Source organism: Mesorhizobium sp. LMG 17147 (assembly GCF_024297145.1).
Classification (GTDB): domain Bacteria; phylum Pseudomonadota; class Alphaproteobacteria; order Rhizobiales; family Rhizobiaceae; genus Mesorhizobium.
In genome coordinates this window covers 494617-509205 of record NZ_JANCTC010000001.1, presented here as the reverse complement: position 1 = coordinate 509205, position 14589 = coordinate 494617, and the positions used below count along the sequence as shown (strand labels likewise).

Sequence of the window (14589 nt, the reverse complement as noted above, 5' to 3'; positions counted from 1 at the left end):
ATATTGCCATGCTGATCGGACATACAGAGCCGGATTTAATCGCCGATCATCCCGATAGTTCGCGGTTCGTCGCCGCAACCGTCGAAATGTGTCTCGCCGTTCCACGCGCCTTAGCCCGCATCATCCGCATCCGACGTGACCGCGCATTGCTTTACGAACTGCCGGACTACCTGTTGCGCGACATCGGCATAAACCGCTCGGAGATCCAGTCGATTACCTGGCTCGGCGGCAGGGGCGTCGGCCACCAGCCACCCTTACCAGAAGCAAATCATGGTAGCGTGGACATAGCGGGAGAGTATCTTCTCATCTGAACTGCCGCAATCTGTGCCGTTGGCTCGTTAGGACAGGGTCCTATCGTCAATTCGGTCGCAACGACAAACTGGCATGTCGCTTCGGCCGAGCCCATTAGCCCAAAACCGTCGACAGGCAGAGAAAGCGCTGCTAAAAGCCCGCGCCACAGACAGGATTCCATGAAATTGGCTGAATACATCGAACAAGCGGTATCGCGCCGCCGCACTTTCGCGATCATTGCTCACCCCGACGCCGGCAAGACAACGCTCACAGAAAAGCTGCTTTTGTTCGGCGGCGCGATCCAGCTTGCTGGCGAGGTCAAGGCCAAGAAGGACCGCATCCAGACCCGGTCCGACTGGATGAAGATCGAACGCGAGCGCGGCATTTCGGTGGTCACTTCGGTGATGACCTTCGAATATGAGGACACTGTCTTCAACCTGCTCGACACGCCCGGCCACGAGGATTTCGCCGACGATACTTATCGCACGCTGTCGGCGGTCGACAGCGCGGTCATGGTCATCGACGCCGCCAAGGGTATCGAGCCGCGCACGCTGAAACTGTTCGAGGTCTGCCGGCTGCGCGATATCCCGATCATCACCTTCGTCAACAAGATGGACCGAGAAAGCCGCGACCCGTTCGACATCCTCGACGAGATAGAGCAGAAGCTGGCGCTTGATACCGCACCGATCACCTGGCCGATCGGCCGCGGCAAGACCTTTTCCGGGACCTACCATCTTGCGCTGAATGCTGTGCGCAAGGGCGACGCCGAAAAGGAGCGCACGCCGGTCAACGGTCCCGATTCCAACCGCGTCGCCGGCCTGCTGCCGGAGAACGAGCGCGAGGCTTTCATCGAGGAGCTGGAGCTGGCGCGCGCGGCCTGCCGCCCGCTCGATCTGGAAGCCTTTCGCGAAGGCCATCTGACACCGGTCTATTTCGGCTCGGCGCTGCGCAATTACGGCGTGCGCGACCTGATCGAGGCGCTCGGCGCCTATGGGCCGCCGCCGCGCGCGCAGGAGGCCGACACGCGCAAGGTCGAGGCGACCGAGGACAAGATGACCTCCTTCGTCTTCAAGATCCAGGCCAATATGGACCCCAACCACCGCGACCGCATCGCCTTCGTACGGGTCTGCTCCGGCAAGCTCGAGCGCGGCATGAAGGCCAAGCTGGTGCGCACGGGAAAGCCGATGAGCCTGTCGGCGCCGCAATTCTTCTTCGCCCGCACCCGCGTCACCGCCGACGAGGCGTTTGCCGGCGACGTCGTCGGTATTCCCAACCACGGCACGCTGCGCATCGGCGACACGCTGACCGAAGGCGAGGAGATCCTGTTTCGCGGCGTGCCGAATTTCGCGCCGGAAATCCTGCGCCGCGTCCGCCTCGGCGACGCGATGAAGGCCAAGAAGCTCAAGGAGGCGCTGCACCAGATGGCCGAGGAAGGCGTCGTGCAATTGTTCTCGCCGGAGGACGGCTCGCCGGCCATCGTCGGCGTCGTCGGCGCCCTGCAGCTCGATGTCCTGAAAGAGCGGCTGAACTTCGAATACACGCTGCCGGTCGATTTCGAGATGTCGCGCTTTTCGGTCTGCCGCTGGATCTCCGCCGACAAAGCCGAGCTCCAGCGCTTCATCGAGGCGCATCGCGGCGACATTGCCCGCGACCTCGACAACGACCCGGTGTTCCTCGCCCAGCACGCCTTCTCGCTCAACTACGAGGCCGAGCGCTGGAAGGCGATCCGCTTTGCCGCGGTAAAGGATTATCAGGTCCGCGACAGAGCGGCCTGATGCGCTATCTCAAGAGCAATCGCTTCAGAGGGCAATCGCTTCAGGTTGAATTTCGCCATTTAACAGTCCGGGCGTTTGCGCTGCCCCTCACCTGCCGGCATTCTCTCCCGTAGGTGACGGGGATAGGGGCGCTCTCATGGACCGTTTCGCCAATCGCCAGCGTTACAGAAACGGCGCCAAGGCGGCGGCTAGCCCCTTCTCCCCGTCACTTGCGGGGAGAAGTGCCCGGCAGGGCGATGAGGGGGCAGCGCCGACTTGGACGATGTTCACCCCCTGGCAGCCTCTTCGATCTTGGCGATGTCGATCTTGCTCATCTGCATCATCGCCTGCATCACCCGGCCAGCCTTTTCCCTGTCGGGGTCCAGTAGCAGCTTGGGCAACTGCTCGGGAACGACCTGCCAGGAGAGGCCGAACTTGTCCTTCAGCCAGCTGCACTGGCTGGGCTCGCCACCGCCCGCGATGAGCCTGTCCCAGAAATAGTCGACCTCTTCCTGCGTCTTGCAGTCGATGGAGAGCGAGACTGCCTGGGTGAACTTGAATTGCGGCCCGCCGTTGAGCGCCTGGAACTGAACGCCGTCGAGCTCGAATGAGACCATCAGCACCTTGCCCTCATTATCGCCGCTGCCCTTGGGCCAGCGCATCACGCTCAGCACCTTCGAATTCTTGAAGATGGAGATGTAATGGTTCATGGCCTCCTCGGCCTGGTCGTCGAACCACAGGCAGGGGGTGATCTTTTGCATTCTCTTGCTCCTCGGACTGGTTTTGGCTTTGTTTTCACTCGCAAAACGGCCGGCTGGCGATTGATGCCCGGCCCCGCCGTCTGCCCAAGGACGCTCGAGCAAAACCCGATCCGACAGCACCTCTGACTTTTTTATGGTCTGGACCGGCTGCGTCTTTGGCTGGCGCTCGTTCCGCGCCCTGGCGCAGCGCAAAATTGTGGCCAGACCAGAGCTTGGCGTCTATAAGGCCTGCGGCTCAATTCCGGTTTTCCGCGCCTGTGCGGCGCGAGCAGACAGCAAGGACAGTTCAATGCCCGCCTACCGTTCCCGCACCACCACCCATGGCCGCAACATGGCCGGCGCCCGCGGCCTGTGGCGCGCCACCGGCATGAAGGATTCGGATTTCGGCAAGCCAATCATCGCCGTGGTCAATTCCTTCACCCAATTCGTGCCCGGCCATGTCCATCTGAAGGACCTAGGCCAGCTGGTTGCCCGCGAGATCGAAAAGGCCGGCGGCGTGGCCAAGGAATTCAACACCATAGCCGTCGACGACGGCATCGCCATGGGCCATGACGGCATGCTCTATTCGCTGCCGTCGCGAGAATTGATCGCCGACTCGGTAGAATACATGGTCAACGCGCATTGCGCCGACGCCATGGTCTGCATCTCGAATTGCGACAAGATCACGCCGGGCATGCTGATGGCGTCGCTGCGCCTCAACATCCCGACCGTCTTCGTCTCCGGCGGGCCGATGGAGGCCGGCAAAGTGCTGCTCGCCGGCAAGAGCCAGGCGCTTGACCTGGTCGACGCCATGGTCGCGGCCGCTGACGACAAGGTGTCCGACGAGGACGTCAAGATCATCGAGCGATCGGCCTGTCCGACCTGCGGCTCGTGCTCGGGCATGTTCACCGCCAATTCGATGAACTGCCTGACCGAGGCGCTCGGCCTGTCGCTGCCCGGCAACGGCTCGACGCTGGCGACGCATGCCGACCGCAAGCGCCTGTTCGTCGAGGCCGGCCATCTGATCGTCGATCTCGCCCAGCGCTATTACGAGCAGGACGACGACACCGCGCTACCGCGCAGCATCGCCTCGAAGGGCGCCTTCGAGAACGCCATGACGCTCGACATCGCCATGGGCGGCTCGACCAACACCGTGCTGCACATCCTCGCCGCGGCACATGAGGGCGAGGTCGACTTCGCCATGGAAGACATCGACCGGCTGTCGCGGCGGGTGCCGGTGCTGTGCAAGGTGGCGCCGGCCAAGGCCGACGTCCACATGGAGGACGTCCACCGCGCCGGCGGCATCATGGCGATCCTCGGCCAGTTGGATAGCGCAGGGCTGATCAACCGCGACCTGCCGACGGTGCACACCGCAAGCCTCGGCGAAGCGCTCGATCATTGGGATATCTCCCGCACCTCAAGCCAGAACGTCCGCGACTTCTTCCTCGCGGCACCCGGCGGCGTGCCGACGCAGGTCGCCTTCAGCCAGGACCGCCGCTGGGACGATCTCGATCTCGACCGCGAGACGGGCGTCATCCGCTCGGCCGAACATCCTTTCTCAAGGGATGGCGGCCTTGCCGTGCTGAAAGGCAATCTCGCGCTCGACGGTTGCATCGTGAAGACGGCCGGTGTCGATGAATCGATCCTGAAATTCACAGGTCCGGCAAGAGTGTTCGAAAGCCAGGACGCCAGCGTCAAGGCGATCCTGTCGAACGAGATCAAGGCCGGCGATGTCGTCGTTATCCGTTATGAAGGCCCGCGCGGCGGCCCCGGCATGCAGGAAATGCTCTATCCGACCAGCTATCTCAAATCGAAGGGCCTCGGCAAAGCCTGCGCACTGATCACCGACGGCCGTTTTTCCGGCGGCACCTCCGGCCTGTCGATCGGCCACGTCTCGCCGGAAGCGGCTGAAGGCGGGCTGATCGGGCTGGTCAGGGAAGGCGACACGATCGAGATCGACATCCCCAACCGCACCATCAGGCTTGCTGTCGGCGACGCGGAGCTCGCCGCCCGTCGCGCGGCGATGGAGGCCAAGGGACCAACTGCCTGGAAGCCCGAGGAAAAGCGCAAGCGCAAGGTGACGACGGCCTTGCGCGCCTATGCGGCGATGGCGACAAGTGCCGCCAAGGGGGCGGTGCGGTATGTGCCGGAATAGGCATACTCTTCAAAGGGGTAACGATAGATGGATTTCGACCTTGTGGTGCGCGGCGGCACGCTGCCGGACGGCAGGATCGCCGATATCGGCATCGTCGGCGAAACGATCGCAGCGATAGAGCCCGAGCTGAACGTCAGCGCCGGCACGGCGATCGATGCCCGTGGCAATCTGGTCTCGCCGCCTTTCGTCGATCCGCATTTCCATATGGACGCAACGCTCTCGCTCGGCATTCCGCGCATCAATGTCTCTGGCACGTTGCTCGAAGGCATTTCGCTGTGGGGCGAGCTGAAGCCGCTTCTGACCCACGAGGCGGTGCGCGATCGTGCGCTTGCCTATTGCGACTGGGCGGTGTCGATGGGCCTGCTCGCCATCCGCACCCATGTCGATGTTTGCGACGACCGCCTGCTGGCGGTCGAAGCGCTGCTCGACGTGAAGAAGACCGTTGCGCCGTATATCGACCTGCAATTGGTCGCCTTCCCGCAGGACGGCTTCTATCGCTCGCCGACGGCGCGCAGCAACACCATCCGGGCGCTCGACATAGGCGTCGATGTCGTCGGCGGCATCCCGCATTTCGAGCGCACCATGGCCGACGGCACGCGCTCCGTCACCGAGCTCTGCGAGATCGCGGCGAAGCGCGGCCTGATGGTCGACCTGCATTGCGACGAGACCGACGATCCGCTATCGCGCCACATCGAGCAGCTTGCCTATGAGACGCAGCGGCTCGGGTTGCAGGGCAGAGTGGCCGGCTCGCACCTGACATCGATGCATTCGATGGATAATTACTACGTTTCGAAGCTATTGCCGCTGATTGCCGAGGCCGGCGTTTCGGCGATCCCCAATCCGCTGATCAACATCATGCTGCAGGGCCGCCACGACACCTTTCCCAAGCGCCGCGGCCTGACGCGGGTCAAGGAGATGCTGGCGCACGGCATCCGCGTCGGCTGGGGCCAGGATTGCGTGCTCGACCCCTGGTATTCGCTGGGCACCGCCGACATGCTCGACGTCGCCTTCATGGGCCTGCATGTCGCCCAGATGTCGAGCCCGGCCGAGATGGCGCGCTGCTTCGACATGGTCACCAACGTCAATGCCGCCATCATGGGCCTTGACCACCTTGGCCTGGCGGTCGGCAAGCGCGCCAGCCTGGTCGTTCTCGATGCCGGCAACCCGGTCGAGGCGCTGCGGCTGCGCCCAGAGCGTCTCTGCGTCATTGCCAGGGGCAAGATGGTGGCCGAGCGCAGCCGGCAGGACACGCGGCTTTCGATCGCCGGAAGGCCGGGCACGGTGAACCGGCGCCACGCTTAAAGCGCGTCGCGCTCGACCGGCCTCATGCGACGCGCTTTAAGTTCCTGTTTTGATGCATGTCGTTGTCGCAAAACCGCTGCACACTTTTGCGCGACATGCATTAGTCCAGCCGATTTCCGGCGCTGGTCTTACCGAATTCTCGATTTTCGCCTCGTCACGGCCGCTGCTTGCGACTACGACGCGGGTCACCGTAGCCACGGCGAGGAACCGGTAACGGAATGGCGCAGCCCGCAACCCAGTACTCGACGATCAGGAACGTGCTGCTGGCCGGCATCCTGCTGATGCTCGCCGGCGATTTCCTGTTTGCGCTGAACGACGCGATGGGCAAGTGGCTGGTCGCCAGTTTTTCCGTCGGCCAGGTCGTGCTGATCCGCTCGATCGGCGCGTTTTTCATACTCGGGCCGATGATTGCCCATCAAGGGGCGGCCAAGCTGTTTCTCATGGAGCGGCCGGAGCTGCAGCTGCTGCGCGTGGTGATGACGACGCTTGACACGGCGCTGTTCTACGCGGCGGTCGTCTATCTGCCGCTCGCCGATGTGATGAGCTTCTACATGGCCGGGCCGATCTACGTCGCGGCGCTGTCGCACTTTTTGCTCGGCGAAAGGGTCGGCTGGCGCCGCTGGGCGGCTATCCTGCTCGGTTTCTGCGGCGTGCTGATCATGCTGAAGCCGTCGTCGGCCGCGTTCTCGCTGTCCTCGATGTTCGCGCTCGCCGGCAGCATTTCCTTTGCCTTCGCCATCATCCTCAATCGGCGGCTGCGCGGCACCAGCGACACTTCGCTGGTCACCTGGCAAACCATCGGCACGCTGCTGGTCGGCGCTGCGCTGACCCTGGGCAGCTGGAGGACGCCGTCCTCGCTCGATTTCGGCGCCATGCTGCTTCTCGGCATCGTCTCGTGCGGTGCGCATCTGATGATCACCAGGGCGTTGAAGCTGGCGCCGGCCTCGACCTTGGCGCCGCTGCATTACAGCCTGCTGTTGTGGGCAGTGGTCTTCGGCCTCGCCTTCTTCGGCGATGTGCCTGGGCCGCGCATCCTGATCGGCTCGGCCATCGTCGTGCTGGCCGGCCTGTTCATCTTCCACCGCCAGAAGGTGGTCGAAACCGTGGTGCCGCCCGAGAACGTGCCGAAGGGTGTGAATTAACCCCGGCGCACCGCTGCGAGATGCCGCGAAAATTCCGGCATCTCCATCAGTGCCTTGCAGCGCGCAAACCGGCCGTCTGCATAGGCGCGAAAGTCGTCGGCCGGATTTTTGTTGGCAAGCTGGATCAGTCCCCACAGCGTCCACAAAAGGTCGCACATCGCCTTGTAGATGACGACGCGGGCGCGCTCCGCCGGTCTCGGCTCGCCGCCGAAATAGGCCAGCATCATTTCCTCGTCCTGCGCGGCGTCGAATTGCCCTTCGACGCTGAGGTCGCCGAGATCCCAGAGCGGATCGTTCATGCCGGAATATTCCCAGTCGACGATCCACATCCTGTCGCTCGTATCGAGAAAGTTTTCGCAGAGCGGGTCGCAGTGGCAGGCGACGATCGGCAGAGGTTGAGCCGCAAGTGCTGAGCGCACTGCCTCCGCCTCGCGGACCACATCGTGGTAGCCGGCAGGCAGGGCGACGTCCTTGGTTGACAGCACTTTCAGATAATCGTCGATCATCGCGAACAGCTCGAAGCGGAAGGGGAACACCGCGCCGGATGTGTGCAGCTTGCGAAAGGCCTTGCCGGCGCGTGCCGGGCTGCCCGGTCGCGTCTTGAATTTTTCCGGCGACATCGTCTCGGCGCCGGCGATGAAGCGGGTCACCAGCACGCCGGTCTCAGCATCGACATGCAGCACTTCCGGGCTGACCCCGGCCTTCGCCGCTTCCCGGGCCGCCACTGCCTCGTTGGCGCGGTTGATGTATTCCTCGGTACCCTTGCCGGGGATACGCAGGCAGAAATCCTTACCTCTGAAGACGAGGTTGGTCAGGCCGCCGAGCCGTTCCAGCGGGCCGTCATAGCCGGCCAGCATCGGAATGGCCGCAAGCGCGGCGCGTGCCTGGTCATCCGCCATGGCTTTCGCTCCTTTCCCATCTTTATTGTCGCGACGACGGTTCCACAGTTTTCACCGTTTGGCTATCATCGCGTAGCGGATCAATACCAGGCGACGGAACAGCAATGACGGACAGCAAACAGCAGAGCGCACTCGCCGCAGCCTATGCGGCGAAGCGGCCGGAAGACGTAGCCGCGCTCTACGACAGCTGGGCCGGCACTTACGACGCCGACATGTCGGCGGCCGGCTATCGCCATCCCACCATCTGCCTTGCCTTGCTGGCCCGCCATCTGCCGCGCGGCGCCGCACCTCTGCTCGATGCCGGCGCCGGCACCGGGCTCATCGGCGAGTGGCTCGCCATTACCGGTTATCCGCAGGTCGAGGCGCTCGACATCTCGGAAGGAATGCTGGCGCAAGCGGCGCGCAAGGGCGTCTATTCGGCGCTGCACTGCTTGGCGCTTGGCGGGCCGCTGCCCTTCGTGGACGATGCCTATGCCGGGATCATCTCAGCCGGCGTCTTCACGTCGGGCCATGTCGGAGCCGAGGGTCTGGACGAGCTGATCCGCATCTGCCGGCCGGGCGGAGTGATCGTGCTGACGGTGAAGAACACGCTGTGGGACACGGATTTTGCCGCGCGGATCGCCGAGCTCGAGGCGCAAGGCATCGTCACCCGCGCCGAGGAGACGCCGCCCTATGTCTCGATGCCAGGCGAGGCCGATACGGTGCCGAGCCGGGGGCTGGTGCTCATCGTGAACTGAGGCGGAAGACTCTATGCCTTCACCTTTGCTCCTGCCGGATCGTAAAGCGGCTCGAGGTGAATCTTCGCCGGCGTCCGTTCCATTGCCACCACCAGGTCGTAGTCGCCGGAGGTGAGGAAATCATCGCTGACGCCATCGGCATTGCGCACATAGCCGTAGCCGATGTTCTTGCCGATGGTGTAGCCATAGCCGCCGCTGGTGAGATAACCGACCGCCTCGCCGTTGCGCAGGATGGTCTCGCGCCCGAGCAGCACGACGTCGGGATCGTCGACAGTGAAGCCGGCAAAGCGTTTCCTGAGCGTCGAGCCACCGAGCTTTTCAAGCGCCCGCCGGCCGAGGAAATCGGTGTTCTTCCTGAGCTTCACCGCCCAGCCGAGGCCGGCCTCCTGCGGCGTGTCGTTGGGCGTGATGTCGGCGCCCCAGGCGCGGTAGCCTTTTTCCAGCCGCAGCGATTCCAGCGCCCGGTAGCCGACCGGGCGGATGTCGTAGGTAGCGCCCGCCGCCATCAGCGCGTCGAAAACCTCGCCCGTCGCCGCGATCGGCGCATGCAATTCCCAGCCTAGTTCGCCAACATAGGTGACGCGCAGTGCCCGCACGGCGTGGCCGGCAATGGCGATCTTGCGAACATGGCCGAACGGAAAGGCGGCATTCGAGACGTCAGCATCGGTCACCGCCGACAGCACATCACGTGCGCGCGGCCCCATCAGCGACAACGTGCCGAAATCCTCGGTGACGTCGGTCAGCGTCACGTCGAACTCCCTGCCGATATGATCGGCAATCCAGGAGAAATCGTGCGTGCGGAACCCGGTGCCGGTGACGATGTAGAATTTCTCCTCACCGAGTCTCGCAACGGTCAAATCGGCCTCGATGCCGCCGCGCGTATTGAGGAGCTGTGTGTAGGTCAGCCGGCCGACCGGCTTGGCGACGTCATTGGCGCAGATCCAGTCCAGCGCCTTCAGCGCGTCGGCTCCGGTCATTTCGTATTTGGCAAACGACGATTGGTCGAAAATACCGATCTTTTCGCGCACATGGCGATGCTCGTCGCCGACGGGTGAAAACCAGTTCTGCCGGCCCATCGAATAGACGTCCTTCGGCTCGATGCCTGCCGGTGCGAACCAGTTCGGCCGCTCCCAGCCAAGTTTCGAGCCGAACACGGCGCGATGTTTTTGCAGCCGCTCGTACAAAGGTGAGACGATGCGCGGCCGTCCGCTGGCATATTCCTCATGCGGGAAGCCGATCGTGTAGTGCTTGCCGTAGGCTTCCAGCGTGCGGTCGCCGATCCATTTCCGGTCGCGGTGCAGGTCGGAGAAGCGGCGGATATCGACCACCCACAAATCGAGCGGCGCCTCGCCGTCGACGACCCATTGCGCCAGCGCCCAGCCGGCGCCGCCGCCGGACGCGATGCCGAAGGCATTGAAGCCGGCGCCGACGAACATATTGGGGCATTCCGGCGCCACGCCGAGGATGAAATTGCCGTCCGGCGTAAAGCTCTCCGGCCCGTTGATCATCTGCTTGACGCCGACATTGGCAAGCGCCGGGACGCGCTCGATCGCCTGGCTCATATGCTGCTCGAAATGATCGTAATCATCGTCGAACAGCCGGAACTCCCAATCGTCCGGCACATCGCCGCCGGGCAGACCGGTCGTCCACGCCTGCGGGTTCGGCTCGTAGCCGCCCATCACCAACCCGCCGACCTCCTCCTTGAAATAGGTGCGGCGATCGGGGTCGCGAATTGTCGGCGCGTCGGTCGCCAGGCCGACGATCTTCTCGGTGATGATGTACTGGTGCTTCACCGGCTGCAGCGGCACGTTGATGCCGGCCAGCGCACCCACCTGCCGCGCCCATTGCCCGGCGCAGTTCACCACCTTGTCACAGGCGATATCGCCCCTGTTCGTCCTAACCTTGACGATCCGGCCGTTGGTCATTTCAAAGCCGGTGACCCGCACCTCCTCGAACAATTTTGCGCCATGCATGCGCGCGCCCTTGGCCAGTGACTGGGTGATGTCGGAAGGGCTTGCCTGACCGTCGGTCGGCAGCCAGGACGCGCCGACGAGGTCGCCGGTTTCCAGCAGCGGCCACATTTCCTTGACCTCGGCCGGCGACAGCAGATGCATGTCCATGCCGAAGCTCTTGGCCGTCGTTGCCAGCCGCTTATACTCGGTCCAGCGGTCGGCATTGGTGGCGAGGCGCAGGCAGCCAGTCATCTTCCAGCCGGTGGCGAGGCCGGTTTCGGCTTCCAGCCCCTTGTAGAGATCGACTGAATATTTGAGCACGCGCGTGATCGACGCCGACGAGCGTAGCTGGCCGACCAGCCCAGCAGCATGCCAGGTCGAACCCGAGGTCAGTTTGCCCTGTTCGAGCAGCACGATTTCGGCCTTGTGGTCGCGCGCCAGATGATAGGCCGTCGAACAGCCGATGATGCCACCGCCGATGACCACGATCCCGGCCTGGGCGGGCAAGGTCATGTCCGCGTCCCGTATTTTGTCCTGTAGTTTTCCAGGGCGGCTTCGAGCCGCGCCAGGTTTTCGTCGGCGTAGGCGGCGTAGTCGACGCCGGGCGCATCGAGGTAGAGCTCGGAAACCATGCCCCACATCGCCTCACGCAGCAGCGACGCGCATTGCATGGCGGCGTGCGAGCGCCGTATCGCCGGGTCCGGCTCCTTCATGAAATAGGCGGTCAGGAAGGCGAAGGATTCCTCGTCGCTCATGCCGGCGTTCGAAGCCGCGCCGGCAAGGTCGAACATCGCGGTGTTGAAGCCGGCATATTCGAAGTCGATGAGCCACAGCCTGTGACCGTCGTCGATTATGTTAGCCGGCAGAAGATCGTTGTGACCGAAGACGATCGGCAGCAGTTTTTGCGCGCGCTCGAGCTCGTCCGCCAGAGTCAAAAGGCGTGGCAATTCGCCCAGCTTGCGGCTGCGGCCTTCCTCCAGCGTGCGCGCATAGTCGCGAATGACATGGAATACCCAGAACATGAAGCCGGCGCCGGAGATGTGACTGGGCATCTCCCGGTGGAAGCCGCGCAGCAACGCGGCAACGCGGCCGAGATCGGCGCGCACGTCCTGCGCGACGTAGGCCTTGGCGCCGAGATACTCCGTCACCATGACGCCCGGTCCGGTGTAGTGGACGGCCGGAGCGAAGCCTGCGGCGTGCGCTGCCCGAGCGGTCATCATCTCGCGCTCGCGAAAGACATGGTGGAACGGATAGTCCTGGCCGAGCCGTACGACGTGGCGCCCGGCCGCGTCCTTGACCAGATAATTGGCATTGCTCAGCCCACCCGGCAGCGGCGCAATGTCGATGCTGCCGGTCCAGCAAGGCAGCGCGCGGATGCGGTCTTCGACAGTCACGATCTCGTCCAACATCGGGTCAATTTTCCACGCATGTCACGGCTGGCCGGCGATGACAATCGGACAGAGGAATGGCGGCAACGCGAAGATCTCGTCGGTGCAGATCTCGGGATCGGTATCCCGCACCGCACCGACGAGCCCCTTTGTGCCGGGTTTCTTCGACGCCGGCATCCGCCCCCGCGGATCCTGAATTTCGGCACCCTTGCACCCAACAGTTTCCCGGGCGTTCGGGCAGGCGATTTTTCGTGCGGCTCAGCCGTCGTCCTCCGTTCCGAGCCTGTCACAGCGATAATGTCGCGCCACGCTAGAGGCGTTGTCAACGCGAAATTGTGGTGTTCTCTGCGTTTTTGCCCGAATTTTGCGAAATTTATTGAAGTTAGTAGCGTTTTTGCCGTAGAAACGGTCAACGCTGCAACAATCCGACCGGATGGAACCGTTGGTCCACTCGAAGCGGCATGGCGAAATCCTGCGCCTCCTCAAGGAGGAAGGCACTGTCACCATTGCCAGCCTGGCCGACCGGCTGGGCGTCTCGCTGGAGACGGTACGCCGCGACGTCAAGCCACTGACCAGCGACGGTTCCATCCTCAAGATGCACGGCGCCATCAGCCTGCCGTCGTTTGCCGGCGAAGCGCCGTTCGAGCGGCGCATGCGCGAGAACGCCGATGCCAAGCGGGCTATTGCCCGCATGGTCGCCGCCACCATCCGCGACGGCGAGTCCATCATGCTCGACACCGGCACCACCACCTCTTTCCTGGCCCGGGAACTGCTCGGCCACCGGCGGCTGACGGTCGTCACCAACTCCTCCGACATCGCCCGCACGCTGGCCACCGTCAACGGCAACAAGGTCTATATGGCCGGCGGCGAGCTGCGCAGCGATTCCGGTGCTGCCTTCGGCGTCTCGGCCATCGAATTCGTCAGCCGCTTTTCCGTCAGCCATGCTGTGATATCGACCGGTGCGGTCGACGCCGTCACCGGCGTCATGGACTATGATCTGGAAGAGGCCGAATTCGCCCGCATGGTGCTGTCGCGCGGTCAGCGTTCGCTTGTCGTCACCGACCACAGCAAGTTCGGCCGCCAGGGCCTTGTTCAGGTCTGCAGCTTCGGCGGCTTTTCCGAACTCGCCACCGACCGGCGGCCGCCGCACGACATCGCCGCCGCCCTCGTCCAGGCCGGCGCGCGGCTCAGCATTGCGGACGGCGGAAGCGAGGGCTGAGCTCTATCGGCAGATCGGCACCAGCACCCACTTCCCAGCGCCGCCTCTGCCGTGTTTAGTCCGGCCATGGCTTTCACCATCCGCCAATTGCAGTTCTTCATCGCCGTGGCCGAGCAGGGCACAGTGTCGGGCGCCGCCCAGAACCTGTCGATCTCGCAATCCTCGGTCACCGAAGCGATCAAGGAGCTGGAGCACGATCTCGGCGTCGAGCTGTTCGAGCGCCACCCGCGCGGCTTGAATATCACCCACAAAGGCCACCAGTTCCTGCGCCATGCGAGGAAGATCCTGGCCGACGTTTCCGATGCGCGCCGCGCCTTCTTCGGCGAACGGATCGCGGCAAGCGGGCGGCTGCAACTTGGCGTCACCTCGTTGGTCGCTGGCTATGTGCTTTCCGATCTTCTTGCCCGCTACCGCCGCGCCTATCCGGGTGTCGAGGTCTCGGCGATCGAGGACAATGGCGATTATCTCGAGCATCTGTTGATCGGCGGCAAGCTCGACATTGCCGTCATGGTCACCTCGAACCTGCGCGACCGCACCGCGCTGCAGTCCGAAATCCTCGAAGTCTCGGCCTACCGGCTGTGGCTGCCGCTCGGCCACCCCTTGGCCGGTGCCGACATCATCGGCATCGGCGACATCGCCTCGGAACCGCTGATCATGCTGACCGTCGACGAGATCGAGGAGAATACCGGAAAGCTGCTGACGGCAATCGGCGCCAAGCCGCATGTCGCCTTCCGCACCCGCTCGGTGGAAGCGGTGCGCAGCCTCGTCGCTACCGGCGCCGGCGTGGCGCTGCTGCCCGATCTCGTCTACCGGCCATGGTCGCTGGAAGGCGACCGCATCGAATCGCGCGATATTTCGGGGTCGTTGCCGGTCGTCCAGGTCGGCATGGTCTGGCGGCGCGGCTCCGGTCTGCCGCAGGCGGCGCGCGACTTCATCGGACTTGCCCAGTCGCAACGCATGGTGCGCCAACGGCCCGAGAAGATTGGCCGCTGACGTATCGGAAAAATCGA

At 63.9% G+C, this 14589-nt stretch carries 13 protein-coding genes; 8 read left to right on the top strand and 5 right to left on the bottom strand.

Annotated elements, in window-relative coordinates; translation table 11 throughout:
- The first annotated feature begins 8 nt into the window (after window positions 1-8).
- Both NMG46_RS02490 and NMG46_RS02485 read left to right on the top strand, forming a co-directional pair.
- Window positions 9-311: a DUF1127 domain-containing protein gene (locus tag NMG46_RS02490; RefSeq protein ID WP_254816137.1), complete on the top strand. Its 303-nt coding sequence runs from the start codon at window positions 9-11 to the stop codon at window positions 309-311.
- Between the two features lie 165 nt (window positions 312-476).
- Window positions 477-2066 carry a peptide chain release factor 3 gene (locus NMG46_RS02485; RefSeq protein WP_254816136.1) on the top strand — a complete coding sequence of 530 codons (1590 nt, stop codon included), beginning with the start codon at window positions 477-479 and terminating at the stop codon, window positions 2064-2066.
- Window positions 2067-2332: 266 nt separating this feature from the next.
- On the opposite strand, the gene NMG46_RS02480 is transcribed toward NMG46_RS02485, so the two are convergent.
- Entirely contained in the window at window positions 2333-2806 is a 474-nt protein-coding gene (locus tag NMG46_RS02480; protein ID WP_254816135.1) for a VOC family protein, read from the bottom strand.
- Window positions 2807-3095: 289 nt separating this feature from the next.
- On the opposite strand from NMG46_RS02480, the gene ilvD reads away from it, so the two are divergent.
- The 3 genes from ilvD to NMG46_RS02465 all read left to right on the top strand — a co-directional run bounded on the left by ilvD (window position 3096) and on the right by NMG46_RS02465 (window position 7384).
- A complete protein-coding gene (ilvD, locus tag NMG46_RS02475) occupies window positions 3096-4940 on the top strand; it encodes a dihydroxy-acid dehydratase (protein WP_254816134.1) in 1845 nt (614 codons plus the stop codon).
- A gap of 27 nt (window positions 4941-4967) precedes the next feature.
- On the top strand, window positions 4968-6242 hold the full coding sequence (locus tag NMG46_RS02470) for an amidohydrolase family protein (protein ID WP_254816133.1): 1275 nt from the start codon (window positions 4968-4970) through the stop codon (window positions 6240-6242).
- Between the two features lie 218 nt (window positions 6243-6460).
- A complete protein-coding gene (locus NMG46_RS02465; protein WP_254816132.1) occupies window positions 6461-7384 on the top strand; it encodes a DMT family transporter in 924 nt (307 codons plus the stop codon).
- Here the strand turns inward: NMG46_RS02465 and NMG46_RS02460 are convergent.
- Window positions 7381-8283 (bottom strand): phosphotransferase family protein, encoded by a 903-nt coding sequence (locus NMG46_RS02460; RefSeq protein ID WP_254816131.1) that lies wholly within the window; start codon window positions 8281-8283, stop codon window positions 7381-7383. The two genes, NMG46_RS02465 and NMG46_RS02460, sit on opposite strands and share 4 nt — an antisense overlap.
- A 104-nt stretch (window positions 8284-8387) precedes the next feature.
- Here NMG46_RS02460 and NMG46_RS02455 point away from each other — a divergent pair, with 104 nt between their 5' ends.
- Window positions 8388-9020, top strand: a complete 633-nt coding sequence (locus NMG46_RS02455) for a class I SAM-dependent methyltransferase (protein WP_254816130.1) — start codon at window positions 8388-8390, stop codon at window positions 9018-9020.
- 11 nt (window positions 9021-9031) lie between these two features.
- On the opposite strand, the gene NMG46_RS02450 is transcribed toward NMG46_RS02455, so the two are convergent.
- From NMG46_RS02450 to NMG46_RS29645, 3 genes are read right to left on the bottom strand one after another with little or no spacing between them, the layout of a single operon-like run.
- Window positions 9032-11485, bottom strand: coding sequence for an FAD-dependent oxidoreductase (locus tag NMG46_RS02450; protein WP_254816129.1), 2454 nt, complete (start codon window positions 11483-11485; stop codon window positions 9032-9034).
- On the bottom strand, window positions 11482-12366 hold the full coding sequence (locus tag NMG46_RS02445; RefSeq protein ID WP_254816390.1) for a phosphotransferase family protein: 885 nt from the start codon (window positions 12364-12366) through the stop codon (window positions 11482-11484). The genes NMG46_RS02450 and NMG46_RS02445 overlap by 4 nt, the downstream gene beginning before the upstream one ends.
- A gap of 36 nt (window positions 12367-12402) precedes the next feature.
- A complete protein-coding gene (locus NMG46_RS29645; protein ID WP_302893585.1) occupies window positions 12403-12537 on the bottom strand; it encodes a hypothetical protein in 135 nt (44 codons plus the stop codon).
- 265 nt (window positions 12538-12802) lie between these two features.
- Between NMG46_RS29645 and NMG46_RS02440 the strand changes: the two genes are divergently transcribed.
- Together NMG46_RS02440 and NMG46_RS02435 are read left to right on the top strand one after the other, a co-directional pair.
- Window positions 12803-13579 carry a DeoR/GlpR family DNA-binding transcription regulator gene (locus NMG46_RS02440; protein ID WP_254816128.1) on the top strand — a complete coding sequence of 259 codons (777 nt, stop codon included), beginning with the start codon at window positions 12803-12805 and terminating at the stop codon, window positions 13577-13579.
- 66 nt (window positions 13580-13645) lie between these two features.
- Window positions 13646-14572, top strand: a complete 927-nt coding sequence (locus tag NMG46_RS02435) for a LysR substrate-binding domain-containing protein (protein ID WP_254816127.1) — start codon at window positions 13646-13648, stop codon at window positions 14570-14572.
- Window positions 14573-14589 lie beyond the last annotated feature (17 nt).